Raw genomic sequence first — 25,641 nt, forward strand, 5'->3', positions numbered from 1 at the left:
TCAGCGCGCGTTTCGCGGATGCTGTCGCGCCGTGCGCTCGTTGCCACGCCGGTAGTTCCCGGTGATCCGCGCCATCAGCAGCTGGGCGTCGCCCTGCTCGACCTGAGTGAGGAACTCGCTCGCCCTCGTCCCTCTCAGCACGGTCGCCGTCGCGCCGCGGTGCCTGATGACGACCTCGTCGCCACGCACGACGAACTCGAAGCCGGATGGAGCGCCCATGAGGAGATCGTAGGCTGAGACCGCACCGCAGGAGGTACACGCATGACCGAGGTTCCCATCACCACGACCACGACCAAGGGTCTGCACCCGGGGCTCACCCGCCGCCAGATCTCGATGATGGGGCTCGGCGGTGCGATCGGCGCGGGACTCTTCGTCGGATCCGGGCAAGCGATCGGCATGGCCGGTCCTGCAGTGCTCGTCTCGTATCTCGTGGCCGGCGGCATCGTGGTGCTGGTCATGGCGATGCTCGCCGAGATGGTGGCCGCGCGCCCCAGCTCGGGCGCCTTCAGCTCGTATGCGCAGAAGGCCATGGGGCGAAGCGCCGGCAGCGCGGTCGGCTGGCTCTACTGGATCCAACTCGTCGTGGTGATCGCGGCCGAGGCGACCGGTGCCGCCGTCATCGTCGCCGCCCGGGTGCCCGGCATCCCCGCCTGGGTGTGGGTGCTCGTCTTCGTGGTCGCGCTCACGGCCGTGAACCTGTTCGGCGTGCGCAACTACGGGCGGTTCGAATTCTGGTTCGCGGCGATCAAGGTCGCCGCGATCATCGCCTTCCTCGTGGTGGGCGTGTGCGCGATCATCGGTCTCTTCCCCGGCATGCCGGCCACGGGGCTGGGCAACCTCGTCGACAACGGCGGCTTCGCTCCGAACGGCATCGCCGGCGTCGCGGGGGCCCTGCTGGTGGTGATGTTCGCGTTCGGCGGCACCGAGGTCGTGGCGATCGCCGCGGCGGAATCCGATGATCCTGCACGCAACATCCGTCGCATCGTGCGCGAGGTCCTGGTACGCATCCTGATCTTCTACGTCGGCTCGATCTTCGTGATCGTGGCGGTGCTGCCGTGGGACGATCAGGCCGTCGCGAACGGTCCTTTCTCGGCGGTGCTCGAGACCCTGCGGGTGCCCGGCGTCGGCCTGGTGATGGATCTCATCGTCGTGATCGCCCTGCTCTCGGCGATGAACGCCAACATCTACGGCGCCTCGCGCATGGCCTTCTCGCTGGGCGAGCGCGGGCTCGCGCCGGCTGTGGCGACCCGCACGACGGCGAAGGGCGTTCCCGTCGTCGCGGTGCTCGCCTCGGTGTCGTTCGGCTTCGTCACGGTGGGCCTCAACGGGGCGTTCCCGGATCTGGTGCTCCCGGTGCTCCTGAACATCGTGGGGTCGACCGTGCTCATCATCTGGTCCGCCACGGCGGTGTCGCAGATCATCCTCCGCCGCCGTGCCGACCGCGAAGGAGCCCAGCTGCCCATGCGCATGTGGGGCTTCCCCTGGCTGTCATGGCTGTGCGTCGTGCTGCTCGCCGGTGTCATCGCTCTCTCGATGACCGACCCGGCGGCCCGCGCGCAACTGCTGCTCACGATCGGCCTGATGGCCGTGCTGCTCGTCGTCGCGCGCCTGACCCGCCGCCGCGTCTGAGGTGGGATCGGCCGGGATCAGACCCAGCCGGGCAACCAGTTGTGCACGAGCCAGAAGTCGTACGGCACGCTCACACCGGTCCACACGGGGTAGTAGAACGCCGAGATCAGCACGACGACTCCGAGGAACACCATGACGGTGCGTTCGCCGGCCTGGCGTCGGTGCAGCGGGTCTTCGCGTCGACCCGCGATCACGCGCAGCACGACCGCAAGGCCGATCACGAGGAAGGGCGCCATCGCCACCGTGTAGAACTGGAAGATCGTGCGCTCGGGGAACAACAGCCAGGGCACATAGGTCGCGGCGAGACCGACCAGCGGGAATGTCAGTGCCGGATCGATCGGTCGCCGCGCGATGGCCGCACGCACGAGGCGGTAGACCAGGTAGACGGCGGCCGCGATGCTCGCGTACCAGATCAGCGGATTCGGGATCGTCGAGATCACGGCGATGCAGTGGTCGACGCCGCACGGCGCGGGATCCGTGCCGACCCACACCGCCGTCGGACGCAGCAGCAGCGGCCATTGCCATGCGGGACTCGCGTAGGGATGGCCGCTGGTCAGCCCGACGTGGAAGTTGAGGATCGACTGGTGGTAGTTCCACAGCGCGAGGAACGGGTTCGGGTCGCTGTCGCGGGCGTAACCGCCGTCGGTCACGAGCCAACCGGTCCAGCTCAGCAGATACGCGGCGAATGCGGGGAAGACCAGCAGCACGAACGACACGGGGCCCTGGCGGAAGGCGGCCGAGCTCGGCCACAGCACCACCCCGGCACGGCGTCGGGCGAGCGCATCCGTCACGACGACATAGAGACCGAAGACCGTGAGTGCATACAGGCCCGACCATTTGACGGCGCATGCGGCCCCGAGTGCCACGCCCGCCGCGATCAGCCAGGGGCGTCGCCACAGCACACGTCCCCAGAGCGGTTCGGGGGAGTCGGCGTCGACGCGCTCGAGGACGGGGATCACGCGGTCTCGGTCGAGCAGGATGAACAGGGCGCCGAGCATCACGAAGAACGTGAGCGGTCCGTCGAGCAGCGCGGTACGGCTCATCACGATGCTCAGGCCGTCGATCGCGAGCAGTCCGCCCGCCGCGGTCGCGACGACGATCGAGCCGGTCAGTCGGCGCGCGACGAGGTAGACGAGCAGCACGGTGGCGGTGCCGAGCAGCGCCGTCGCGAGCCGCCATCCGACGGAGTTGTCGGGTCCGCCGATCGACATGCCGAGCGCGATCAGCCACTTGCCCAGCGGAGGGTGCACGACGAAGGATCCGTTGTCGGCGAGAGGCAGCTCCTGCAGGGTGATGAACGCCTCGTTCGCCTTCTCTCCCCACGTGCCCTCATAGCCCAGGGTCCACAGAGACCAGGCGTCCTTGACGTAGTACGTCTCGTCGAACGCGAGTTGATGCGGGTGCCCCAGGTTGACCAGGCGCAGCACCGCCGCGACGACCGTCACGATGAAGGGCGCGAACCATCTCAGCATCGGCCCCCAGCCGGGGTCGTCCTGCAGGCGGTCGCGCAGGCGCTCGAACCGCGTCGGCCGCTCGTCGAGAGAGGGCATGAGGGGCTCGGGCGCGGTCACCGCTCCAGCCTAGACAACCGGGGTCTCCGACGGCCGTCCGAGTCGGTCGGCCTAAGCTGGGCGGGTGATCATCCTCGCCGCCACCCCGATCGGAAACCTCGGGGATGCATCCCGCCGACTCATCGAGGTGCTCGAGAACGCCGAGGTCGTCGTCGCGGAGGACACGCGCACGACCGGACGGCTGCTGCAGGCGCTGCAGATCGAGAACAGGCCGCGGTTGATCGCGCTGCACGACCACAACGAGAAGCAGAAGTCGGCCGAGCTCGCGGCACTCGCGATCGAGCAGGACATCGTGGTGGTCAGCGATGCGGGGATGCCCGCGATCAGCGATCCGGGATACGCGCTGGTCGCCGAGGCCGTCGCACAGGGCGTGACGGTGACCGCGATCCCGGGCCCGAGCGCCGTCATCATGGCTCTCGCGATCTCGGGGCTGCCGACCGACCGCTTCACTTTCGAGGGCTTCCTGCCGCGCAAGCCGGGGGAGCGGCGGTCGAGTCTTCGCGCTCTCGCGACCGAACCCCGCACGATGGTCTTCTTCGAGTCGCCCGCACGCCTCGCGTCGTCGCTCGCCGACATGGGCACGGTCTTCGGGGAGGACCGGCGCATCGCGGTGTGCCGTGAGCTGACGAAGTTCTACGAGGAGGTGCGTCGGGGCACGGCGACGGAGCTCGTCGAGTGGGCGACCGCGGGCGTCAAGGGCGAGATCGTGGTCGTCGTAGAGGGGGCGGCGCCACGGGAGTCCTCGGCCGAAGACGCCCTCGTGCAGGTGCAGCGGCTGGTCGCCTCCGGAGTCCGCCTGAAAGACGCGTGCGCCGAGGTCGCCGCGGCCACCGGGCTGTCGTCACGCGACCTGTATCAGGCAGCGCTCGCCGCCCGCTGATGCGCGCCGGCACGGATGCCGCGATCGCCGCGGCCTATGACGCTCGTGCTGCGGAGTACGTCGCGGCCCTCGGCGCGGTCGAGCAGATGGATGCGCGCGATGCGGCCGTGATCGCGCGGTGGCGCGATGACACCGAGGGCGCGCTGCTGGATGCCGGGTGCGGGCCGGGGCACTGGACCGCCTTCCTCGCAGAGCGCGGCCGCGAGGTGCGCGGGATCGACCTGTCGGCGGAGTTCGTCGACCGCGCGCGGCAGCGGCATCCCGACATCGTCTTCGATCGGGGATCCTTCCGTGAGCTTCCGCTCGCGAACGGCTCGGTCGGCGGCGTGCTCGCCTGGTACTCGCTGATCCACACGCCTCCCGACGGCCTTCCCGAGATCCTCGACGAGTTCGCGCGGGTGGTCGCCCCGGGCGGCAGCATCCTGATCGGCTTCTTCGACGGCGAGCCGCGAGAGCCCTTCGAGCATGCTGTGGTGCCGGCGTACTTCTGGTCGGCCGAGTCGTTGGGCGCGATGCTGACCGACGCCGGTTTCGAGGTCGTCGCGAGTGAGGCCCGCGGCCGAGAGCCCGGCGAGCTGAGCATCCGCGCCCATGCCTCGGTGGCTGCGCGCCGGCGGTCGGACCGGCGTGCGGCCTGACCGCAGGTACCCTGGTGCACACCCACCCCGAGGAGGACCCCGCGTGAGCAAGAAGGCGACCGTCTACGACGTCGCAGAGCGCGCCGGAGTGTCGATCGCGACAGTGTCGCGTGTGCTGCGGCAGCCGGATGCTGTGCGGCCCGTCACGCGCGAGCGGGTGCTGGATGCCGTCACCGCGCTGGGCTATGTGCCCAGCAGCAGCGCCCGCGGACTGGCCGAGAGACGGACCGGTGTCATCGGACTGTACTTCCCCGGTTTCGACGCCTCGGACGATGCTCCGCCGCTCGACGCGCTCGCGCGCACGCCGGCGTCGACACCGCCCTTCACCGTCTCGGTCGATACCGCGGAATCGGCGGCTCCGCATCCGACCATGCTCTTCCTCGACGAGGTGCTGCGCGGTGCCGAGTTGGAGGCATGGAAGCAGGGCTTCGTGCTCATGATCGGCGTCGGCCGTGATGACCCCACCCGCGAGACCGTGCGCGACATCGCGGGTCGCGTCGACGGACTGATGGTGCTCGCGCAGAGCGTGCCCGACGATGTGCTCGCGCGACTCGCGCAGAGGATCCCCGTCGTGGTGCTCTCCGGCCCCGCGCGAGGCGACGACTACGATCACGTCACGGTGAGCAATGCCGAGGCGATGGCGGAGATCACCCGCCTCGTGCTCGCCGAGTCCGACCCCGGAGGTCTCGCCTACCTGGGCGGCCCCGAAGATTCGCCCGACGGTGCGCAGCGCTGGGAGGGCTTCGCGGATGCCGTCGCCGAGGCCGGCATCGCGCTCGATGAGGTGACGGTGCTGCGAGGCGACTTCACCCGAGCGTCCGGTCGGCGCGCGGGGGAGGAGCTGATCGCCCGCGGCGTGCCGACCGCCCTGGTCGCCGCGAACGATCAGATGGCGCTCGGCGCGATCGACGCCTTCCGCTCGGCCGGCGTCCGGGTCCCCGCGGACGTGCGGGTCACCGGCTTCGACGGCATCGAGGCAGCGGCACTGTCACGGCCCGCCCTGACCACGGTGCGCCAGCCGATGATCGACCTCGGACGAGCGGCGGTGCAGCTGCTCGCGCGCCGACTCGAACAGCCGGATGCCGAGCCGATCACCGTGCGTCTGCCTCTGCAGATCCTCGTCCGGGAGAGCTCTCAGCGTCCGGAGTGACCCCTGCTCTCGATTGCCCGAGAGCTTCACGGGCCTTGCATTCCGCAAATGTATGCGCTTACAATTGCCAGGCGGCTCCGGCCGCGGGGTGCCCCGAACCGTGGGACCCCCTTCATGACACAGACGACATGAGGTGGCAGTGTGGCGAAGACGCACATGCTCCGACGCTGGCGCAGAGCCGCGATCGTGGGACTGGCGGCGGCAGCCGTCGTGCTCAGCGGCTGCAGCATCCAGATCAGTTCGCAGCCCGATCCATCGATCGGCGACGACACGATGCTCATCAACGCGGACAAGGGAAACCCCTTCTTCACGCGGAACTTCAACCCGTATCTGACGAACACGCGCACGGCGTCGAGGTGGATCTACGAGCCGTTGATCCTGGTGAATCCGCTCGACGGAACCCTGAACCCGTGGCTCGCGAGCGAATGGTCGCAGCCCGACGCCCGGACGATCGTGATGACGATCCGAGGCGGCGTCGAGTGGAGCGACGGCGAGACGCTGACGCCGGACGACGTGGCGTTCACGTTCCAGCTGCTGAAGGACAACCCCTCGCTCGACATCAAGGGCGCCTGGCAGCACCTCGAGACCGTCGAGGTCGAGGGCGACGACGTCGTCATGCACCTGCAGACGGATGACGCGCCCTCGCTGCCCATCCTCGGTCAGACGATGATCGTCCCCGAGCACCTCTGGGCGGATGTGAAGGACCCGGGCACGTACCGCAACGAGGAGCCCGTCGGCACCGGGCCGTTCGTGCTGGGCAACTACAACGACCAGCAGTACTCGGTCGACAAGAACCCCGACTACTGGCAGGCCGACAAGATCGAGATCGAGCACATCATCCTGCCGTCCACGAACTCGCAGCTCGACACCGTCACCCGCGGATACGACTGGGCGTACTCGTTCATCTCCGACGTCGAGGGCACCTGGGGTGCGGCCAGCGAGCACAACGCCTGGTGGTTCCCACCGGGAGGCGTGATCGCGCTGATGCCGAACCTCGAGGTCGCGCCCTTCGACGACGTGAACGTGCGCCGCGGCCTCGCCCTCGCGCTCGATCGCGCGGAGATCGCCGAGACCGCCTCCGAGGGATACATGCAGCCCGCCGGTCAGACCGGACTCATCCTCCCGAACCAGGAGGAGTACCTCGACCCGAGCATCCCCGATGCGGGCATGATCACCCAGGACACGGATGCTGCGCTGGCGGCCTTCGGTGAGTCGGGGTACACGCTGCAGGGCGACCGTCTCGTGGGTCCCGATGGGGAGCAGCTGGAATTCGCCCTGACCACCGCGAACGGCTACTCCGACTGGACCCGTGCGGCGCAGACCGTGCAGAGCCAGCTCGCCGACGTCGGCGTCAAGGTGACGCTCAAGCTCCCGCAGCCGGCCGGATACCAGAGCGCCATCAGCAACGGCGACTTCGAGATGGCGATCGGCGGCATGGGCAACGGCGACGTCTACCAGGCCTACAACAACCTGCTCTCGAGCGAGTTCTACGTGCCCTCCGGAGAAGCCACCGCGAACAACTTCCAGCGGTACCGCTCGGACGAGGCGGATGCTCTGCTCGCCGAGTATCGCGAGACGGTCGATCCGGACCGTCAGACCGAGATCGTGAACGAGCTCCAGGGCATCGTGTACGACGAGCTGCCCGTGATCGGGCTGTACTACGGCGGAATCTGGGGCCTGTTCAACGACGCCAAGTTCACCGGCTGGCCCTCAGAGGACGACCCCTACATGATTCCGCAGAACTACGACTCGGCTCCGCTGGGCATCTTCACCCGGCTCGAGCGCGTGAAGGAGGGCGACCGATGAAGTACGTCCTCCAGAAGATCGGACTCTTCGTCCTCACCCTGTGGGCGGCGGTCACCCTGAACTTCTTCCTCCCGCGGCTCATGCCCGGCTCTCCCGCCGACGCGGCGATCGCCAAGCTCGCGCAGAACGGCCCCGTGTCCGACGCCACGCGCGCCGCGATCGAGGCCCAGCTGGGCGTGCCGACCGGGTCGATCTGGGAGCAGTACGTCTCCTATCTCGGACAGGTGGCACGACTCGACTTCGGCGTCTCGTACACGTTCTACCCGCAGACCGTGTCGAGCATGGTCTCCACCGCCCTGCCGTACACGATCGGCCTGGTCGGCATCGTCACGATCCTCGCGTTCGTGATCGGCACGCTGATCGGCGTCGCGGCGGCCTGGCGTCGCGGCACCTGGCTCGACTCGCTGCCCACGCTGACGGGGTCGTTCCTCAGCACCTTCCCGTACTTCTGGACCGCGCTGCTGCTGCTGTTCTTCTTCGGCTACGTGCTGCACTGGTTCCCGACCACGGGAGCGTACGCGGCGACCACGACTCCCGCCTTCAGCTGGGACTTCATCGTCGATCTCGTGCAGCATGCGGTGCTGCCGGCGCTCACGATCCTGTTGACCTCGCTCGGCGGATGGATCATCGGCATGCGCAACGCGATGATCAACACGCTGGGTGAGGACTACGTGACCTTCGCCGAGGCGAACGGTCTGCACGGTCGCACGATCGCCGTCCGCTATGCCGCCCGCAACGCGATCCTGCCGAATCTCACCGGCTTCGGGCTCACGCTCGGCGGAGTGGTCGGCGGATCCATCCTCGTGGAACAGGTGTTCGGCTACCCCGGCATCGGGTACCTGCTCTTCAACGCCGTGATCGGGCAGGACTACCCGCTCATGCAGGCGCTCTTCCTGATGATCACCGTGAGCGTGCTCGTCGCCAACTTCCTCGTCGACATCCTGTACGGCGTGCTGGATCCAAGGACCCGCCGATGACCTCCACCATGAATGTCAAGGTTCCCTCCGACCGGATCGCGGCTCCCAGCCCGTGGCGCTCGTTCGCCCGGATGGTGGGCACGCTCTGGTCGAACGGCAAGGCCCGACTGGGCCTCATCATCCTCGGCCTGTTCGTGCTCGTCGCGGTGTTCGCACCGCTGCTCGCGCCGTACGGTCCGAAGGACAACACGTTCGAGCGCAATGCCGACGCGTCGGCCGCGCACTGGCTCGGCACCACCGCGGCGGGCGAAGACGTGCTGAGCCAGCTGATCTACGGTTCGCAGATCAGCCTGCTCGTGGGCATGGCGGCCGGCATCCTGTCGACGATCGTCGCGGTGCTGATCGGTCTCAGCTGGGGCTACATGCGCGGCTTCCTGGGCGAGGTGGTCGGCTTCATCGTCAACCTCTTCCTCGTGATCCCGGGTCTCCCGCTCATGATCGTGATCGCGGCATACCTGCAGAACGGCGGCATCCTGATGATCATCGCGGTGATCGTCGTCACGGGCTGGGCCTGGGGCGCGCGAGTGCTGCGCAGTCAGACCCAGTCGCTGCGAGGCAACGACTTCGTCACCTCGGCGCAGTTCTCGGGCGACAGTCGGGCGCGCATCGTGTTCCGCGAGATCCTGCCGAACATGACCTCGATCATCGCGGGCACTCTCTTCGGTGCGGCGACCGCGGCGATCCTCGCCGAGGCAGGGCTCGAGTTCCTCGGGCTCGGCGACTCCAGCATCGTCAGCTGGGGCACCATGCTCTACTGGGCGCAGAACTCCAACTCCCTGCTCACGGGGCAGTGGCTGCTGCTGTTCGCCCCGGGTCTGTGCATCGCCCTGCTCGCCCTGAGCCTGACACTGATCAACTTCGGCGTGGACGGCATCTCGAATCCGCGCCTGCGAGAGGGGAAGGGACGATGAGCGCGATGGATGCGAACACACCCGCGACCGTGAACGATGTGCTGCTCGACGTCCAGGGCCTGTCGGTCGAATACGCCTCACCGGGCGCAACCCCCGTCACGGCCGTCGAGAACGTCTCGTTCACGCTGCGCCGCGGCGAGTTCGTCGGCCTGGTCGGCGAGTCCGGCTCGGGCAAGTCGACGCTCGGGTTCGCGCTGACGCGGCTGCAGAAGCCGCCGGCGCGCATCAGCGACGGGCGCATCCTGTTCGACGGTCGCGACATCCGCGAGCTCGACGCCGAGGAGCTCCGGCGGCAGCGTGAGGGCGGCTTCGCGATGGTGCTGCAGTCGGGCATGAACGCGCTCAACCCCGTGCGCACGATCGGCAACCACTTCCGCGACATCTTCGCCGCGCACGGTCACGTCGCCCGAGACGACCGGGATGCCAGGGCGCGGGAGCTGATCGGCAAGGTCGGGCTCGACCCGGCAGTGCTGGCCCGGTATCCGAGCGAGCTCTCGGGAGGTATGCGTCAGCGCACATCGATCGCGCTGGCCCTGTCGCTCGAGCCGCAGTTGATGGTGTTCGACGAGCCGACCACGGCACTCGATGTGCTCGTGCAGCACGCGGTCATGGACACCATCAAGGATCTGCAGCGCTCCGAGCACTTCACGGCGATCCTCATCAGCCACGACCTGGGCATCGTGCTCGAGGCGACAGACCGGGTGATGGTCATGCACGAGGGGCGGATCGTCGAGGACGCTCCGAGCCTCGACATCCTGCACCGTCCGCAGGACGAGTACACGCGGATGCTGCTGAGCCACTACGCCGATCCCCGTGCCGAGAAGATCTCGATCCCCGGCTTCGTCGACCTCGGCACCCGCCGCCGCGAGGGACGCGCGCGCACGGACCTGACCGAGACTCTGCCGACGGTCTCACAGCGGGACACCCGCCGGGCGGACGCCGCGATCGTGGTCGAGGGCGTGTCCAAGCGCTATCCGGCGCCGCGTCGTGGAGAGGATCCGGTGACAGCGGTCGACGACGTGTCGTTCCGTCTCGAGCCGGGGGAGGCGCTCGCGCTCGTGGGTGCCTCGGGCTCGGGCAAGTCGACCCTGGCGAAGCTCATCACCGGGGTCGAGAAGCCGACCGAAGGCACCGTGCGCTTCGGCGACGTCGACGTCGCGTCGCTGCGCCGCGCGGGGCTGCGCGACCTGCGCAAGGACGTGCAGATGGTGTTCCAAGACCCGTATGCGGCACTCAATCCGCTGCACACGGTCGAGTACGCGCTCAGCCGACCGATCCGCAACTACACGCGCCTGCGCGGTGACGAGGCACGTGCCCGCGTGCTCGAACTGCTCGAGACCGTGGGCCTGACTCCGGTCGAGCAGTTCGCCGCCAAGCTGCCGCATCAGCTCTCGGGCGGTCAACGGCAGCGCGTCGTCATCGCACGCGCGCTGGCCAGCGACCCGCAGGTGCTGATCGCGGACGAACCGGTGTCGATGCTCGACGTGTCGCTGCGGGCCGGGGTACTCGCGCTCCTCGAGGACCTGCGCGAGCGGTGGGGCATCAGCATGCTCTACATCACGCACGACCTGCTGAGCGCGCGCCTCGTCACCGAGAACATCCTCGTGCTCAACCGCGGACGCGTCGTCGAACGCGGCGAGACCGCTCAGGTGCTCCAGCACCCGGAGGACGACTACACCGTGCAGCTGCTCGACGCCGTGCCGAACCCATCCCGGATCTCGAAATAGAGAGGAGCACTCGTGCTCACATTCCCTGACGGCTTTCTCTGGGGCGCTGCGACCGCAGCCCATCAGGTGGAGGGGAACAATACGACCAGCAACTGGTGGGCCATGGAGCATGCTCCCGGCTCGCCCATGGTGGAGCCCTCGGGCGACGCCGCCGACCACTTCCACCGGTATCCGGAGGACATGCGCCTGCTGGCGGATGCCGGTCTGAACTCCTACCGCTTCTCGGTGGAGTGGGCCCGGATCGAGCCCGAGCGCGGCTTCGTGTCTCGCGCGATGCTCGATCACTACCGCCGCATGATCGACACCGCCCGCGAGAACGGCCTCGACCCGACGGTGACGCTGATGCACTTCACGGTGCCGCAGTGGTTCCAGAAGGACGGGTTCTGGCGCGCGGACGACGCGGTCGACCTGTTCTCGCGCTATGTCGAGACCGTGCTGCCGATCCTCGACGGCGTGACCTACGTGTGCACGATCAACGAGCCGAACATCGCCGCGATGCTCGCCGGGGGAGAGGATGCCGCGAACCTCGTGGCGTTCGGCCTTCCGAACCCCGATCTCGCGGTCGCCGACACCCTGCTCGACGCGCACCACCGTGCGTCCGAGATCCTGCACTCCGTCTCGGGCGTGCAGGCCGGCTGGACCATCGCGACACAGGCGTTCCACTCCACCGGCGAGCCCGGCGCCGACGAGATGCTCGCCGCGTACGGCGACCCCCGTGACCACTGGTACCTCGACCAGTCGGCCGGCGACGACTTCGTCGGCGTGCAGGCCTACACGCGCACCTTCATCGGTCCCGAGGGTCCGCGACCCGTCGCCGACGACGCCGAGACCACTCTCACGGGGTGGGAGTTCTTCCCCGAGGCGCTCGAGATGGGCGTGCGCAGCGCCTGGGAGCGCAGCGGCGGCGTGCCGGTGCTGGTGACCGAGAACGGCATCGCGACAGCCGACGACACGCGCCGCATCGCCTACACGCAGGGCGCGCTGGAGGGACTGCACCGCGCGATCTCCGACGGGATCGAGGTCAAGGCGTACCAGCACTGGAGTGCGCTCGACAACTATGAGTGGGCCAGTGGATTCCGTCCGACCTTCGGGCTGATCGGCTTCGACCACGAGACGTTCGAGCGCTCGCCGAAGCCGTCGCTCGCCTGGCTCGGCGAGGTCGCGCGACGCAACGGTCTCTGAGCCGCACGGCCCCGGGGCGCCGCCCCGGGGCTACCCTCGGATCATGACCCACTCAGTCCGCGCGACGCGCGGAGACAGGCTCCGGTCGGCGGCCGCCGGGCTGAGCGCGGCGGCCGTCGCGGTCGGTCTGGCGGAGCTGGTGGCCGCTCTCGTCGAACCGGCGGCGAGCCCGTTCGCAGTGATCGGCGGCTCGCTGATCGACCTCGCACCGAGCTGGGCCAAGGATGCCGCGATCGCGCTGTTCGGCACCGCCGACAAGATCGCGCTGATCACCGGGATCGCGGTGGTCCTCGCGGCGGTCGCCGCGCTCTCCGGCATCCTGGAGTCCCTCAGGGCGGGCGTGGGATCGGCGATCCTCGCCGTGCTCGGCCTCGTCGCGCTCGTGGCCGCGATGATCCGTCCGGGTGCGGGGCCGTTCGCCTGGCTCCCCGGACTGGTCGCGGGCATCGCCGCCGTCGTCGCGCTCCGCCTGCTCGTGCGCAGACTCCATCCCGTTCCGTTCGCGCGCCCGGACGCCGAGGAGCGGCGTCGGTTCCTGCTCTGGACAGTCGGGGTCGCTGTCACCGGTGCCGCGGCGCTCGTGGTGGCCAACGTCGCTCGTGGGGCGACCCGCTCGATCGAGGCGGTGCGTGAGGCGCTGCGCCTGCCGGCCGCAGCTCGCCCCGCTGCGGCGGTTCCCGCCGGGGCCGAGCTCGACATCGCGGGCCTCGCACCCGTCGTCACGCCGAACTCGCGGTTCTACCGCATCGACACGGCGCTGATCGTGCCGCGCATCGATCCGGCGGACTGGTCGCTGCGCATCCACGGGATGGTCGATCGCGAGGTCGTGATCACGTGGGACGAGCTGCTGACCCTGCCGATGCAGGAGTCTCACGTCACCCTCGCCTGCGTGTCGAACGAGGTGGGCGGTGATCTGATCGGGAACGCGCTCTGGCTCGGCCATCCCGTGCGCGAGCTGCTCGCGCGCGCCGGCGTCGATCCGCGCGCCGACATGGTGCTGTCCCGCTCCTCCGACGGTTTCACCGCCTCCACTCCGATCGAGGCGCTCACCGACGATCGCGACGCGCTGCTCGCGGTCGGCATGAACGGCGATCCGCTGCCCCTCGAGCACGGCTTCCCGGTGCGCATGGTGGTGCCCGGGCTCTACGGCTACGTGTCGGCGACCAAATGGGTGACCGATCTCGAGGTCACCCGGTTCGACAGGGCGACCGCGTACTGGACCGACCGCGGGTGGTCGGAGCGCGGACCGATCAAGCTGCAGTCGCGCATCGACGTGCCGCGTCGGGGAACACGGCTCGAGTCGGGCGATGCCGTGATCGCCGGCATGGCCTGGCAGCAGCACGTGGGTGTCGAGGGCGTCGAGGTGCGCATCGACGACGGCGAGTGGCGTCGAGCCGAGCTCGGCGCGGCGATCTCGGACGACACCTGGGTGCAGTGGCGGCTCGACTGGAGGGCCGAGGCCGGAGCGCACACGATCGAGTGCCGTGCGATCAGCGCGGACGGCGAGACGCAGACATCCGAGCCGGCCGACGTCGTGCCCGACGGCGCCCAAGGCTGGCACCGCATCGAGGTGTCGGTCGGCTGAGCGTCACGACCTCCGGCATCCCACCTAGAATTGTCCCCATGCCCGCAGGCGAGTCGTTCTACATCACCACGCCCATCTACTACCCCTCCGATGTTCCGCACATCGGTCATGGGTACACCTCGGTGGCGGTCGACGCGCTCGCGCGCTGGCACCGTCAGGGCGGCGACGACACGTGGATGCTCACGGGCACCGACGAGCACGGACAGAAGATGCTCCGCGCCGCGGCGGCGAACAACGTCACCCCGCAGGAGTGGGTCGACAAGCTCGTGACCGAGTCGTGGTTCCCGCTCCTGAAGACGCTCGACGTCGCGAACGACGACTTCATCCGCACCACGCAGGAGCGCCATGAGACCAACGTGCAGACGTTCTTCCAGCGTCAGCCCGCTGTTCCCGCGGGTGGAGCCGAACGCCTGAGCCATGCCCGAGACGTACGTGCAGCGACGTGACGGCGACGGGCGTCGGGATCTGCGGTACCCCGCGGCTCCCGAGGCCCTCGCCGTGCCCGTGTATGACAACCACGCGCACCTCGAGATCCTCGACGGCGATGAGCCGCTGTCGCTGACCGAACAGCTCGACAGGGCCGAGGCGGTCGGGATCGCGGGCGTCGTGCAGGCGTCCGGCGACATCGAGTCCTCGCGCTGGGCCGTCGAGGCGGCGGCGTCGGACGATCGCGTGCTCGCCGCGGTGGCGATCCATCCGAATGATGCGCCGACCTATGCCGAGGAGGGGCGCCTCGGCGGCGTCGGTCTCGACGAGGCCATCGCGGTGATCGACGAGCTCGCCGCTCACCCCCGGACGCGAGCGATCGGCGAGACCGGACTCGACTTCTTCCGCACAGAGCCCGATCGTCGCACCCCTCAGTTCGAGTCGTTCGAGGCGCACATCGCGCTCGCGAAGAAGCACGACATCGCGATGCAGATCCACGACCGCGACGCGCACGACGCCGTCCTCGAGACGCTGACGCGCGTCGGGGCGCCGGAGAAGACCGTGTTCCACTGCTTCTCGGGCGATGCGGCGATGGCCCGTCTCTGCGCGGACGCGGGCTACCACCTGTCCTTCGCCGGCAACGTCACGTTCAAGAACGCCCAGAATCTGCGGGATGCGCTGAGGGTGACGCCGCTCGATCGCATCCTGGTCGAGACGGATGCGCCGTTCCTCACACCGACCCCGCTGCGTGGCCGACCGAACGCTCCCTACCTGGTGCCGATCACGGTGCGGTTCATGGCCGCTGAGCTGGGCATCGAGGTCGATGAGCTGTCTGCGCAGCTCGCCGAGAACACCCTGCGGGTCTACGGCTCGTTCGACTGAACCTCGATCGCCTGCGTGTCGGAGACCGGCTTCGCCGACACGATCTGCGAGATCGGCCTCCATACGAGCAGCAGCGTGAGTGCGGCGCCGACGAAGGCGAACCACCAGGGCGCGGTCAGCCCCCAGACCTGGGCGATCACGCCGCCCAGAGCCTGACCGATCACCATGCCGCCGAACACGCCGACCATGTTGACCGACGAGACCCGGCCCTGCAGCTCGGCCGGCACGAGCCGTTGACGCACGGTGGTCGAGATCGTGCCCCATACGAACGCGTAGGCCCCGAAGAAGAACATGATGACGAGTGCGACCCACCCGGTGCTCGTGAGTGCGAAGGCGAGGTGCATGAGCACCTCGAGCGTGAGCACCACGCGCATGAGCGTCGCGAACGACACGTGTCGCTCGAGCCATCCGAAGCTCAGCGTGGCGAGTATGCCGCCGATCGCGGACGCGGTCGTCAGGGCGCCGAATCCCACCGCGCCCATGTTCAGGTGCTCGGTCGCGTAGAGCACCAGCACGCCCCACGGGGCGGCCCACGTGACGTTGAACACGAGGATGATCAGCACCAGCATCCGCACGGGCGGGTTGCGCCAGAGCCATCGCAGACCTTCGGCGATGTCGGTGTGCACGTGCGTCCTGCTCTCCGCCCCGGCGCTGCGCGGAGGCACGGGAGTGCGTGCCATGCGCGAGATGAGCGCGACCGCGAGAAGCACGCAGAGCACTTCCACCAGGAAGGGCCACGCCGTGCCCGCCGCGAAGAGGAAGGCTCCCAGGGGAGGGCCGGCGAACTGGTTCGCGACGAGGTATCCGGCCTGCAGGCGGGCATTCCCGACGCCGAGATCGGCCGGCTTCACGAGCATCGGCAGCAGCGTGCTGCCCGCCGTGTCGACGAACACCTCGGCCGTGCCGTAGAGGAAGGCGACCGCCAGGACGATCCAGATGTTCGCGGTGCCCGTGAGCAGGAACACGCACAGGGATGCGAGCACGACCGCTCGAGCGCCGTTCGCGAACATCACGAGCCTGCGTCGATCGAAGCGGTCGGCGACGGCGCCGGCGTGCAGACCGAAGAGCAGCCAGGGGAGGAACTGCATGATGGCTCCCGCGGCGACGAGGATCGGCGATGACGTCATCGACGCGATGAGCAGGGGGGCGGCGGCCAGGGCGACGCCGTCGCCGATGTTGCTCGTCCACGAAGACGCGAGAAGCCAGCGGAAGTCCCGGCCCATGCGTCGTGGTGCGATCAGTTCACCGAGGGAAGGCATCACAGAAGACTACTGGCCGGTTCGGACATCGGCGGAGGCGTGGAAGGGGCGGGCGGTGAGGGAGAATGGAGCAATGACAGTCACCCTGCTCGGCGCCTCCGAGATCCGCCGCCTCGCCGCCGAGCTCGACGTCACTCCGACCAAAAAGCTCGGACAGAACTTCGTGGTCGACGCGAACACCGTGCGCAAGATCGTGCATGCGGCGCGAGTGCAGCCCGGTGAGCGGGTCGTCGAAGTCGGGCCCGGCCTCGGTTCGCTCACGCTCGCGATCCTCGAGACGGGCGCATCGGTCACCGCGGTCGAGATCGATCATCGTCTCGCAGCCCGACTGCCGCAGACGGTCGTCGAGCACGGGGTCCCCGAGGGGCAGCTCACGGTCGTGGACGCCGACGCGCTGCGCATCACCGAACTCCCCGGCGAGCCCACCGTGCTCATCGCGAACCTGCCCTACAACGTCTCGGTGCCGGTGCTGCTGCACTTCCTCGAGCACTTCTCGTACCTCACGCGCGGCGTCGTGATGGTCCAGTCCGAGGTCGCCGAGCGTCTGGCGGCCGAGCCGGGCTCCAAGATCTACGGATCGCCCAGCGTCAAGGCCGCCTGGTACGGCGACTGGAGCCTCGCCGGAACCGTGTCCCGGCAGGTGTTCTGGCCGGTGCCCAACGTCGACAGCCTGCTCGTCGGCTTCGACCGCTCCGAGGGCGAACGCGGTTCGGAGGAGGAGCGTCGCCGCACGTTCGCGATCGTCGACGCCGCCTTCAATCAGCGACGCAAGATGCTGCGCCAGGCGCTGTCGGGTCTTCTCGGCAGCTCCGCCGCGGCATCCGAGATCCTGCTCGCGGCCGGAGTCGCACCGACCGCCCGCGGCGAGGACCTGACGGTCGAGGACTACCACCGCATCGCGCAGCACGTCGCCCTGATCGAAGATGCCGTCGTCACCGACTAATCTGGCACCGTGACCGACTCGCCCCGCTTCCGTCCGAACATCCCCGAACTGCACCGGCCGTACACGGCCGACGAGAACCGCTACGCGCAGTTCGAGTATCGCCAGGTCGGCACCTCGGGGCTCTTCCTGCCCCCGATCTCGCTGGGCCTCTGGTGGAACTTCGGCGACAACATCCCGCTCGACAACCAGCGCGAGCTGCTGCGGCACGCTTTCGATCGCGGCATCACGCACTTCGACCTCGCGAACAACTACGGCCCGCCGTACGGCTCCGCCGAGAAGAACTTCGGGCGCCTGTTCGCCGAGGACTTCCGTCCCTATCGGGACGAGCTGATCATCTCGTCCAAGGCCGGATGGGACATGTGGCCGGGCCCCTACGGCGACTACGGGAGCCGCAAGTACATCCTGGCCAGCGCCGAGCAGTCGCTCACCCGCATGGGGCTCGACTACGTCGACATCTTCTACTCGCATCGGGCCGACCCCGTGACGCCGGTCGCCGAGACGGTGTCCGCCCTCGACACCCTCGTGCGCCAGGGCAAGGCGCTCTACGTCGGCATCTCGTCGTACAGTGCCGAGCGCACGGCCGAGGCGCTCGCGGTCGCGAAGGATCTCGGCACCCCGCTCGTGATCCACCAGCCCGCGTATTCGATCCTCAACCGGTGGGTGGAAGACGGTCTGACAGACACGCTCCGTCAGTCCGGCGTCGGGGCCATCGCCTTCACGCCTCTGGCGCAGGGGCTGCTGACCGACAAGTACCTCGGTGACGGCACCGCGCAGCGGGCGCAGAAGCGCGGCTCGCTCCCGGATGCTCCGCTGTCCGACGACGCCGTGCAGACGCTGCGGTCGCTGAACGACATCGCGACCGAGCGGGGCCAGTCGCTCGCTCAGCTCGCGCTGCAGTGGACGCTGCGCGACCCGGTGGTCGCGTCGGCGCTGGTCGGCGCTTCGCGCCCGGCGCAGCTCGACGAGAACATCGCAGCCCTCAGCGGTCCCGCGTTCACGCCTCAGGAGCTCGCCCGCATCGACGAGCTCTCGGGGTCGATCGACGTCGACCTCTGGGCGTCGTCGACGGAGCTCTGACGGGAGCGCATCATGAGTCTCGCCTCCTCGCCGCCCGCCGTGCATGTGCGCGCGCCCGGCAAGATCAACCTCTATCTCGGGGTCGGCGGGCGACACGATGACGGCTACCACGCCCTTGCGACGGTCTTCCAGGCCGTCTCGCTCTACGAAGACGTGATCGCTCGTCACGCCGACGACTTCTCGATCACGGTGTCCGGGGTGGACGACCCCGACAGCGTCCCGCTCGACGATCGCAACCTCGCGATGCGGGCGGCGAAGCTCCTCGCGACCGCGGCCCAGTACGAGGGGGGAGTCGCGCTCGAGGTGCGCAAGAGCGTTCCCGTCGCGGGCGGCATGGGCGGAGGCTCGGCGGACGCCGCCGCTGCGCTCGTCGCGTGCGATGCCCTCTGGGGCACCGGTTTCTCGACCGCGCGGCTGCACGAGCTCGCGGCGCGGCTGGGCGCCGACGTTCCGTTCGCGCTGCACGGCGGCACCGCCGTGGGGACGGGGCGCGGTGACCAGCTGAATCCGGCACTCGCGCGCGGACGGTTCGACTGGGTGCTGGTCACGAGCGAAGAGGGACTCTCGACGCCCGTCGTCTACGGCCGGCTCGACGCGCTCCGCGATGAGCAGGGCGCGCTCGCCGACGACCCCCCTCTCTCGCTCGATGTACCGGTGCCCGTGCTCCAGGCGCTGCGCTCGGGCGATCCGGAGCTGCTCTCGGAGAGCATCTACAACGACCTCCAGGAGGCGGCGCTGCACGAGCGCCCCGACCTCGAGACGACGATCCTGCGCGGCATCCATGCCGGCGCTCTGCAGGGCATCGTGTCGGGATCGGGACCCACCGTGGCGCTGCTGTGCGACAGCCCCGAGAGCGCTCAGCGCGTGCAGAACGAGCTCCGTGATCACGGATTCGACTCGCTGCACGTGCACGGCCCCGTGCCGGGCGCGCGCATCGTCGGCTGAGCCTCTGCGGGCACCCGAGGTGCGTTCGGTGTGCCGTGCGTACATAATGAGATGACGATGTGACCGTGCACATGCAAGGAGGCGATGCAATGTCCACCGCCTCTGAGCGAGCCAGGATGCCGAGCATCCGCGATGTCGCCCGTCTGGCCGGCGTGTCCCACCAGACCGTCTCGCGTGTGCTCAACGATCACCCCAGCATCCGGCCCGAGACCAAGGCGAAGGTGCTCGACGCGATCTCGGTGCTCGACTACCGTCCGAACCTCGCGGCCCGGGCCCTGGTGACGAGCAAGTCGAACATGCTGGGCATCCTGTCGGCGACCGTGGGGGAGTTCGGACCCACGTCATCGATCGTCGGGATCGAGGACGCCGCCCGTGAAGAGGGCTATTCCGTCTCGACGCTCAATCTGTCGGCGACGTCGCCCGAGGCGATCGGCAACGCCCTCCGACAGCTGACGCGCGAGCAGGTCGACGGCATCGTGGTGCTGGCCCCGCAGGTGCGGGTGTTCCACGTGCTGCGGGGGATGGCCGTCGACATCCCGTTCGTGTCGCTGCAGACGGCCTCGGGCTCCGACGGCGTGAGCCTCTCGGCCGATCAGGTCACCGGTGCCCGCACGGCGACGGAGCACCTGATCAGACTGGGTCACAGCGACATCCTCCACATCGCCGGGCCGCAGGACTGGGTCGAGGCGGAGTCGAGGATGCGGGGGTACCTCGATGCGCTGCGGGAGGCGGATCTGCCCACCTTCCCCCCGATCCGCGGTGACTGGACCGCCGATTTCGGATACTTCGCCGGCCAGGAGCTGTCGCGCAGACGCGATTTCACCGCGGTCTTCGTCGCGAACGACCAGATGGCCATCGGTCTGCTGCACGGTTTCCGCGATGCCGGCATCCGGGTGCCCGACGACGTCAGCGTCGTGGGGTTCGACGACATCCCGGTCGCGGCGCACGTCGCGCCCACGCTCAGCACTGTGCATCAGGACTTCCCCGAGCTCGGCCGCCGCGCCGTGCGTCTGCTTCTCGCCCAGATCCGCGGCGAGGAGACGCCGGTGTTCGGACCCCTGCAGACGACCCTGCGCACCCGGGAATCGTCGGCACCTCGATAAGGCCACATTTTCGCGGGTGGTCTTGACACCGCTTCGGCGAGCGTAGACTATGTAATCCAATGTGAACGGTCACATCGTCTGTGGCCGCCCGTCGCGAGGAAGATCTTGTGAGCACCACAGCAACGTTGCCGGTCGTGTCTGGCCCCATCCTGGAGATGCGCAGCATCACCAAGGAGTTCCCGGGGGTCAAAGCGCTGTCCGATGTGTCCATCACCGTCAGAGCCGGCGAGATCCATGCGATCTGCGGCGAGAACGGCGCGGGGAAGTCGACCCTGATGAAGGTGCTGTCGGGGGTGTATCCCTACGGCTCGTACGACGGTGAGATCCTGCTGTACGGCGAGGAGCAGCGATTCCGCGACATCGCCGCCAGCGAGCAGGCCGGCATCGCGATCATCCACCAGGAGCTCGCGCTCATCCCCGAGCTGTCGATCACCGAGAACATCTTCCTCGGCAACGAGATCCGCAGCTTCGGCAGGATCGATTGGCAGGCGCAGCGACAGCGTGCCATCGAGCTCCTCGCTCGCGTCGGACTCCGTGAGAACCCGGACGTCTCGATCAAGAGCCTCGGCGTCGGCAAGCAGCAGCTGATCGAGATCGCCAAGGCGCTCAACAAGGACGTGAAGCTGCTCATCCTCGACGAGCCCACCGCGGCTCTGAACGAGAACGACTCGCAGCACCTGCTCGATCTGATCCTCGGCCTCAAGGCCAAGGGGATCGCGTCGATCATGATCAGCCACAAGCTCAACGAGATCGAGCAGATCGCCGACGAGATCACGATCATCCGCGACGGGCGCACGGTCGAGACGCTCGACGTCTCCCGCGGCGAGATCAACGAGGACCGGATCATCCGCGGCATGGTGGGGCGTTCGCTCGAGAGCCGCTACCCCGATCGCACTCCCGAGATCGGCGAGGTGTTCTTCGAGGTCAAGGACTGGTGGGTCCAGCACCCGACGGTGTCGGAGCGCATGGTCGTCAAGGGCTCGAACATCAACGTGCGACGCGGCGAGGTCGTCGGCATCGCCGGTCTCATGGGCGCCGGACGCACCGAGTTCATGATGAGCATCTTCGGGCGCTCGTACGGCAACTTCCAGTCCGGCACGATCGTGAAGGACGGCAGGGAGATCTCGCTGCCCGACGTCGCCTCGGCGATCAAGCACGGGCTGGCGTACGTGAGCGAGGACCGCAAGGTGCTCGGCCTCAACCTGCTCGACACGATCAAGCGCTCGACCGTCGCTGCGAAGCTCTCCAAGATCTCCAAGCGCGGCGTCGTCGACGAGCGGGCCGAGTACTCGATCGCCGAGCAGTACCGCAAGGCTCTGCGCATCAAGGCGCCGTCCGTCGAAGAGGGCGTGGGCAAGCTCTCCGGTGGAAACCAGCAGAAGGTCGTGCTGGCGAAGTGGATGTTCACCGACCCCGACCTGCTGATCCTCGATGAGCCCACGCGCGGCATCGACGTCGGCGCCAAGTACGAGATCTACGCGATCATCAACGAACTCGCCGCGCAGGGCAAGGGTGTCATCGTGATCTCCAGCGAACTGCCCGAGCTGCTCGGCATCTCCGACCGCATCTACACAGTCTTCGAAGGTCGGGTCACCGACTGCATCCCGGCCGACCAGGCGACACCCGAGGCCCTCATGCGCAGCATGACCTCCGCTACTCAGAAAGCATCCGCATGACCACCGACATCACGACAACGAAGCGCGGCTTCCACTTCGGCGACATCCGCAAGATGTTCGGAAGCAACGGCACTTCGTCGCTGCGCCAGTTCGGCATCCTGGGCAGCCTCATCGTCATCATCCTCTTCTTCGAGATCATGACTCTGTTGAGGAACCCCGCCGGAGCGACGCTGACTCCGGGCAACCTGATCAACGTCATCAACCAGTACTCGTTCATCCTGATCCTGGCGATCGGCATGGTGATGGTCATCATCATGGGCCACATCGACCTCTCGGTCGGCTCGGTGGCCGCATTCACGGGCATCATCGTGGCGAAGTCGATGGCCGACTGGAACCTCCCCTGGCCGCTCGCGATCCTCCTCGGACTCGGCGTCGGAGCTCTGGTGGGTGCCTGGCAAGGCTTTTGGGTCGCGTACGTCGGCGTCCCCGCCTTCATCGTGACTCTCGCGGGAATGCTGTTCTTCCGCGGTGCGCAGCAGTTCATCGGCGACGCGCAGACCATCCCGGTCCCCAAGGAGTTCCAGTACATCGGAACCGGGTACCTGCCTGAGATCGCCCTGCCGCTGCCTTTCAACGTGCCGACCATGATCCTGGCGCTGCTCGGAGTCGCATGGCTCATCTTCTGGGAGATCCGCACCCGCCGCATCCAGCACAAGATGGGCTCCGAGAGCGCTCCGGTGTGGGTCAGCACGGTCAAGGTCGTGCTCCTGTCGGCCGTGGTGCTCGCCGCCGGCTGGATGTTCGCCACCGGTCGACCCGGCACCAGCTTCCCGGTCCCCGGCATCATCCTCCTGGTCCTGGTCATCGTCTACTCCTTCATCACGCGCAACACCGTGTTCGGCCGTCACATCTACGCCGTCGGCGGCAACCGTCAGGCGGCTCGCCTGTCGGGTGTCAAGGACCGTTGGGTCGACTTCTTCGTGATGATGAACATGTCGGTCATGGCCGCTCTCGCCGGCATGATCTTCGTCGCCCGTTCGCAGGCCTCCGGTCCGAACGACGGCACCGGCTGGGAGCTCGACGCGATCGCCTCGGTCTTCATCGGTGGCGCGGCTGTCGCCGGCGGCATCGGCACGGTGATCGGATCGATCATCGGTGGTCTGGTCATGGCGTTCCTCAACAACGGCCTCGCGCTGCTCGGCCAGGGCGCCGACGTCGTCTCGATGATCAAGGGCCTCGTGCTCCTGCTCGCGGTCGGCATCGACGTCTGGAACAAGCAGCAGGGTCGCCCCTCGATCATCGGATTCATGACGCGTCGCTTCGGCCGCAAGGACGACCCCGAGGCGTCACCGGTGTTCGAACCCAACAAGACTTACCAGGCTCCGCCCGTCGAAAAGACGCGGAGCGAGTAAGCGGAGTCCTCGCGCAGTGCTCGCGCGGGGGTTCCGTCAACATCACACAGAAAGAGATCACATGAAGAAGATCATCGTCACAGCGACAGCGCTCGTCGCGACGGCTGCCTTCGCACTCACCGGCTGCTCGGCCGAGCGAGGCGGAGACACGGGTTCGGGATCGGGCGAAGAGACCGCGGGCTTCGCGGCCGACTCGTCGATCGGTGTCGCGCTTCCCGACAAGACCAGTGAGAACTGGGTCCTCGCGGGCAAGCTGTTCACCGACGGCCTGGAGGAGGCCGGCTTCAAGGCCGACGTGCAGTACGCCCCCGCCAGCAACACGGTCGCCGAGCAGCAGAACCAGATCCAGGCCATGGTCACCAACGGCGCCAAGGTCATCATCATCGGCGCGAAGGACGGCAAGCAGCTGGCCACGCAGGTGCAGGCGGCGAAGGATGCCGGCGCCTACGTGATCGCGTACGACCGTCTCATCGAGAACACCGAGGCCGTCGACTACTACGTCGCGTTCGACAACTTCAAGGTCGGCGAGCTGCAGGGCCAGGCGCTGCTCGACGGTCTCGCCGAGCGTGCCGGTCACGAGGCTCCGTACAACATCGAGCTGTTCTCGGGCTCGCCCGACGATGCCAACTCGAAGGTCTTCTTCGACGGCGCCATGAGCGTGCTGCAGGACAAGATCGACGACGGCACGCTGAACGTGGTGTCGGGTCAGACCGAGATCGCGCAGACCGCGACCGAGGGATGGCTCCCGGAGAACGCGCAGAACCGCATGGACACGCTGCTGACCTCGTCGTACAGCGGTGACACGGTCCTCGACGGTGTGCTGTCGCCGAACGACACCCTCGCTCGCGCCATCATCACGTCGGTGCAGCAGGCGGGCAAGCCCGTCCCGGTCGTCACGGGTCAGGACTCCGAGGTCGAGTCGGTCAAGTCGATCATGGAGGGCGTGCAGTACTCCACGATCAACAAGGACACCACGCTGCTCGTCGAGCAGGCCATCACCATGGTCGGCCAGCTGCAGAAGGGCGAGACCGTCGACGTGAACGACGAGGAGTCCTACGACAACGGCTCGAAGATCGTTCCGGCATACCTGCTCGACCCGATCATCGTGACCAAGGAGAACGCAGCCGAGGCATACGCCAACGTTCCGAGCCTCCTCGAGATCGTCGAGTCGTACCAGTAAGCAGCGCCCGCGTCACAGCGGATCCGCTCACCAGCAGACGAGCCGTCCGGACCTTCGGGTCCGGGCGGCTCGCTGTCGTGAGGGGGACCGTCAGCAGCCCGCACCCCGCGGATCCTCGACGCACGTGTGGGCGACCAGAGCGGTACGGGCGTCGAGGATGCGGATCTCCTGCGGGATTCCCGGAGTGGTGATCTGCCCCGACACGGGGACCCACCCGCTTCCGATGTCGACCTCTGCGCTGAAGACGACATCGGCGCGGGCGGCGTATGTGCCGCGGTCGCGATACACGTGGCTGGTCGGAGTCGGGGTGAACTGCGCCTGACCGAGCTGCTCCCAGGTGAGGCCGGCGGAGGCCGTGCTCGTCGTGCTCCCGTCCCCGTAGTCATAGACGTACGTGGTGGGGGAGAAGCGCACTGTCAGAGGGATGCCGAACAGCTCACCGGTTCGGACGTGCACCTCCGCCGAGGCGATGACGTTCGTGGGGAGGTCGGCAATACCCATGTTCCCCGGGTCCGCGCTCGCTGTGACGGGAGGCGGTGCGAACCGCACGAGGTCCGTGATGGCGATCGGCGGCGTCGCGGGCGCACCCGGCTCCACGCCGTCTCGGGACGGGGCCGGCTCGCGAGGACCGGTGGCGTCGAGGCAACGTGTGGTGCCGGAGTCGTCCATGCACGCTGCGAGCTCGAGCGCCCGCTGACTCGGCTGCGCCGGCCCGGTAGAGGTGTGCGATGCGGTGTCGGTG

The 25,641-nt window shown here is 68.3% G+C and carries 22 protein-coding genes and 1 pseudogene; 19 read left to right on the plus strand and 4 right to left on the minus strand.

The genetic code is table 11. From position 1 onward, the window contains the following. The gene (locus tag RWO82_RS03515) at positions 1-219 is read right to left on the minus strand and encodes a hypothetical protein (RefSeq protein ID WP_314423398.1); all 219 of its coding nucleotides are present in this window, start codon (positions 217-219) and stop codon (positions 1-3) included. Between the two features lie 42 nt (positions 220-261). On the opposite strand from RWO82_RS03515, the gene RWO82_RS03520 reads away from it, so the two are divergent. After that, on the plus strand, positions 262-1,629 hold the full coding sequence (locus RWO82_RS03520) for an amino acid permease (RefSeq protein ID WP_314423401.1): 1,368 nt from the start codon (positions 262-264) through the stop codon (positions 1,627-1,629). Positions 1,630-1,646: 17 nt separating this feature from the next. Here the strand turns inward: RWO82_RS03520 and RWO82_RS03525 are convergent, their stop codons facing one another. Then, a complete protein-coding gene (locus RWO82_RS03525) occupies positions 1,647-3,200 on the minus strand; it encodes a phospholipid carrier-dependent glycosyltransferase (protein WP_314423402.1) in 1,554 nt (517 codons plus the stop codon). Positions 3,201-3,264: 64 nt separating this feature from the next. Here RWO82_RS03525 and rsmI point away from each other — a divergent pair, with 64 nt between their 5' ends. From rsmI to RWO82_RS03580, 11 genes and pseudogenes are all read left to right on the plus strand, one after another. Continuing rightward, on the plus strand, positions 3,265-4,080 hold the full coding sequence (gene rsmI / locus RWO82_RS03530) for a 16S rRNA (cytidine(1402)-2'-O)-methyltransferase (protein ID WP_314423404.1): 816 nt from the start codon (positions 3,265-3,267) through the stop codon (positions 4,078-4,080). After that, positions 4,080-4,718, plus strand: a complete 639-nt coding sequence (locus RWO82_RS03535; RefSeq protein WP_314423405.1) for a class I SAM-dependent methyltransferase — start codon at positions 4,080-4,082, stop codon at positions 4,716-4,718. The genes rsmI and RWO82_RS03535 overlap by 1 nt, the downstream gene beginning before the upstream one ends. 43 nt (positions 4,719-4,761) lie before the next feature. Then, positions 4,762-5,868 carry a LacI family DNA-binding transcriptional regulator gene (locus tag RWO82_RS03540; RefSeq protein WP_314423408.1) on the plus strand — a complete coding sequence of 369 codons (1,107 nt, stop codon included), beginning with the start codon at positions 4,762-4,764 and terminating at the stop codon, positions 5,866-5,868. 141 nt (positions 5,869-6,009) lie between these two features. Beyond that, on the plus strand, positions 6,010-7,674 hold the full coding sequence (locus RWO82_RS03545) for an ABC transporter substrate-binding protein (RefSeq protein ID WP_314423410.1): 1,665 nt from the start codon (positions 6,010-6,012) through the stop codon (positions 7,672-7,674). Then, positions 7,671-8,651: an ABC transporter permease gene (locus RWO82_RS03550; RefSeq protein WP_314423413.1), complete on the plus strand. Its 981-nt coding sequence runs from the start codon at positions 7,671-7,673 to the stop codon at positions 8,649-8,651. The genes RWO82_RS03545 and RWO82_RS03550 overlap by 4 nt, the downstream gene beginning before the upstream one ends. Further along, positions 8,648-9,562, plus strand: a complete 915-nt coding sequence (locus tag RWO82_RS03555; RefSeq protein ID WP_314423416.1) for an ABC transporter permease — start codon at positions 8,648-8,650, stop codon at positions 9,560-9,562. Before RWO82_RS03550 ends, RWO82_RS03555 begins: the two co-directional genes overlap by 4 nt. Positions 9,563-9,567: 5 nt before the next feature. Continuing rightward, positions 9,568-11,289, plus strand: a complete 1,722-nt coding sequence (locus RWO82_RS03560) for an ABC transporter ATP-binding protein (protein WP_314423419.1) — start codon at positions 9,568-9,570, stop codon at positions 11,287-11,289. Between the two features lie 12 nt (positions 11,290-11,301). Next, positions 11,302-12,471, plus strand: a complete 1,170-nt coding sequence (locus RWO82_RS03565; RefSeq protein WP_314423421.1) for a family 1 glycosylhydrolase — start codon at positions 11,302-11,304, stop codon at positions 12,469-12,471. Positions 12,472-12,514: 43 nt separating this feature from the next. Further along, entirely contained in the window at positions 12,515-14,056 is a 1,542-nt protein-coding gene (locus tag RWO82_RS03570; RefSeq protein WP_314423423.1) for a molybdopterin-dependent oxidoreductase, read from the plus strand. Positions 14,057-14,094: 38 nt separating this feature from the next. Then, positions 14,095-14,430 (plus strand): annotated as a pseudogene (locus tag RWO82_RS03575) (class I tRNA ligase family protein); the annotation flags it as partial. A gap of 43 nt (positions 14,431-14,473) precedes the next feature. Beyond that, positions 14,474-15,364 (plus strand): TatD family hydrolase, encoded by an 891-nt coding sequence (locus tag RWO82_RS03580; RefSeq protein ID WP_314423426.1) that lies wholly within the window; start codon positions 14,474-14,476, stop codon positions 15,362-15,364. Here the strand turns inward: RWO82_RS03580 and RWO82_RS03585 are convergent. Then, a complete protein-coding gene (locus RWO82_RS03585) occupies positions 15,346-16,623 on the minus strand; it encodes an MFS transporter (RefSeq protein ID WP_314423429.1) in 1,278 nt (425 codons plus the stop codon). The genes RWO82_RS03580 and RWO82_RS03585 overlap by 19 nt on opposite strands. Positions 16,624-16,696: 73 nt before the next feature. On the opposite strand from RWO82_RS03585, the gene rsmA reads away from it, so the two are divergent. From rsmA to RWO82_RS03620, 7 genes are all read left to right on the plus strand, one after another. Continuing rightward, positions 16,697-17,566 (plus strand): 16S rRNA (adenine(1518)-N(6)/adenine(1519)-N(6))-dimethyltransferase RsmA, encoded by an 870-nt coding sequence (gene rsmA, locus RWO82_RS03590; RefSeq protein WP_314423432.1) that lies wholly within the window; start codon positions 16,697-16,699, stop codon positions 17,564-17,566. Between the two features lie 9 nt (positions 17,567-17,575). Next, positions 17,576-18,643, plus strand: coding sequence for an aldo/keto reductase (locus tag RWO82_RS03595; RefSeq protein WP_314423435.1), 1,068 nt, complete (start codon positions 17,576-17,578; stop codon positions 18,641-18,643). A gap of 12 nt (positions 18,644-18,655) precedes the next feature. After that, positions 18,656-19,588 (plus strand): 4-(cytidine 5'-diphospho)-2-C-methyl-D-erythritol kinase, encoded by a 933-nt coding sequence (locus RWO82_RS03600; protein WP_314423438.1) that lies wholly within the window; start codon positions 18,656-18,658, stop codon positions 19,586-19,588. Between the two features lie 89 nt (positions 19,589-19,677). Beyond that, positions 19,678-20,691: a LacI family DNA-binding transcriptional regulator gene (locus tag RWO82_RS03605; RefSeq protein ID WP_314423441.1), complete on the plus strand. Its 1,014-nt coding sequence runs from the start codon at positions 19,678-19,680 to the stop codon at positions 20,689-20,691. 155 nt (positions 20,692-20,846) lie between these two features. Next, positions 20,847-22,367 (plus strand): multiple monosaccharide ABC transporter ATP-binding protein, encoded by a 1,521-nt coding sequence (mmsA, locus tag RWO82_RS03610; protein WP_314423456.1) that lies wholly within the window; start codon positions 20,847-20,849, stop codon positions 22,365-22,367. Further along, positions 22,364-23,719: a multiple monosaccharide ABC transporter permease gene (mmsB, locus tag RWO82_RS03615; RefSeq protein ID WP_314423443.1), complete on the plus strand. Its 1,356-nt coding sequence runs from the start codon at positions 22,364-22,366 to the stop codon at positions 23,717-23,719. The genes mmsA and mmsB overlap by 4 nt, the downstream gene beginning before the upstream one ends. 61 nt (positions 23,720-23,780) lie before the next feature. Beyond that, positions 23,781-24,899 carry a sugar-binding protein gene (locus RWO82_RS03620; RefSeq protein WP_314423446.1) on the plus strand — a complete coding sequence of 373 codons (1,119 nt, stop codon included), beginning with the start codon at positions 23,781-23,783 and terminating at the stop codon, positions 24,897-24,899. Between the two features lie 90 nt (positions 24,900-24,989). On the opposite strand, the gene RWO82_RS03625 is transcribed toward RWO82_RS03620, so the two are convergent. Beyond that, a partial coding sequence (locus RWO82_RS03625) for a hypothetical protein (RefSeq protein ID WP_314423449.1) occupies positions 24,990-25,641 on the minus strand: 652 nt, incomplete at its 5' end.

This window comes from uncultured Microbacterium sp. (assembly GCF_963521645.1).
Taxonomy (GTDB): domain Bacteria; phylum Actinomycetota; class Actinomycetes; order Actinomycetales; family Microbacteriaceae; genus Microbacterium.

Excerpts from the sequence above, each read along its gene's own strand:
- RWO82_RS03515 (WP_314423398.1), bottom strand. The coding sequence starts at position 219 with ATGGGCGCTCCATCCGGCTTCGAGTTCGTCGTGCGTGGCGACGAGGTC.
- RWO82_RS03520 (WP_314423401.1), top strand. The coding sequence starts at position 262 with ATGACCGAGGTTCCCATCACCACGACCACGACCAAGGGTCTGCACCCG.
- RWO82_RS03535 (WP_314423405.1), top strand. The coding sequence starts at position 4,080 with ATGCGCGCCGGCACGGATGCCGCGATCGCCGCGGCCTATGACGCTCGT.
- RWO82_RS03550 (WP_314423413.1), top strand. The coding sequence starts at position 7,671 with ATGAAGTACGTCCTCCAGAAGATCGGACTCTTCGTCCTCACCCTGTGG.
- RWO82_RS03555 (WP_314423416.1), top strand. The coding sequence starts at position 8,648 with ATGACCTCCACCATGAATGTCAAGGTTCCCTCCGACCGGATCGCGGCT.
- RWO82_RS03560 (WP_314423419.1), top strand. The coding sequence starts at position 9,568 with ATGGATGCGAACACACCCGCGACCGTGAACGATGTGCTGCTCGACGTC.
- RWO82_RS03570 (WP_314423423.1), top strand. The coding sequence starts at position 12,515 with ATGACCCACTCAGTCCGCGCGACGCGCGGAGACAGGCTCCGGTCGGCG.
- RWO82_RS03580 (WP_314423426.1), top strand. The coding sequence starts at position 14,474 with ATGCCCGAGACGTACGTGCAGCGACGTGACGGCGACGGGCGTCGGGAT.
- RWO82_RS03585 (WP_314423429.1), bottom strand. The coding sequence starts at position 16,623 with ATGCCTTCCCTCGGTGAACTGATCGCACCACGACGCATGGGCCGGGAC.
- rsmA (WP_314423432.1), top strand. The coding sequence starts at position 16,697 with ATGACAGTCACCCTGCTCGGCGCCTCCGAGATCCGCCGCCTCGCCGCC.
- RWO82_RS03600 (WP_314423438.1), top strand. The coding sequence starts at position 18,656 with ATGAGTCTCGCCTCCTCGCCGCCCGCCGTGCATGTGCGCGCGCCCGGC.
- RWO82_RS03605 (WP_314423441.1), top strand. The coding sequence starts at position 19,678 with ATGTCCACCGCCTCTGAGCGAGCCAGGATGCCGAGCATCCGCGATGTC.
- mmsA (WP_314423456.1), top strand. The coding sequence starts at position 20,847 with ATGCGCAGCATCACCAAGGAGTTCCCGGGGGTCAAAGCGCTGTCCGAT.
- mmsB (WP_314423443.1), top strand. The coding sequence starts at position 22,364 with ATGACCACCGACATCACGACAACGAAGCGCGGCTTCCACTTCGGCGAC.
- RWO82_RS03620 (WP_314423446.1), top strand. The coding sequence starts at position 23,781 with ATGAAGAAGATCATCGTCACAGCGACAGCGCTCGTCGCGACGGCTGCC.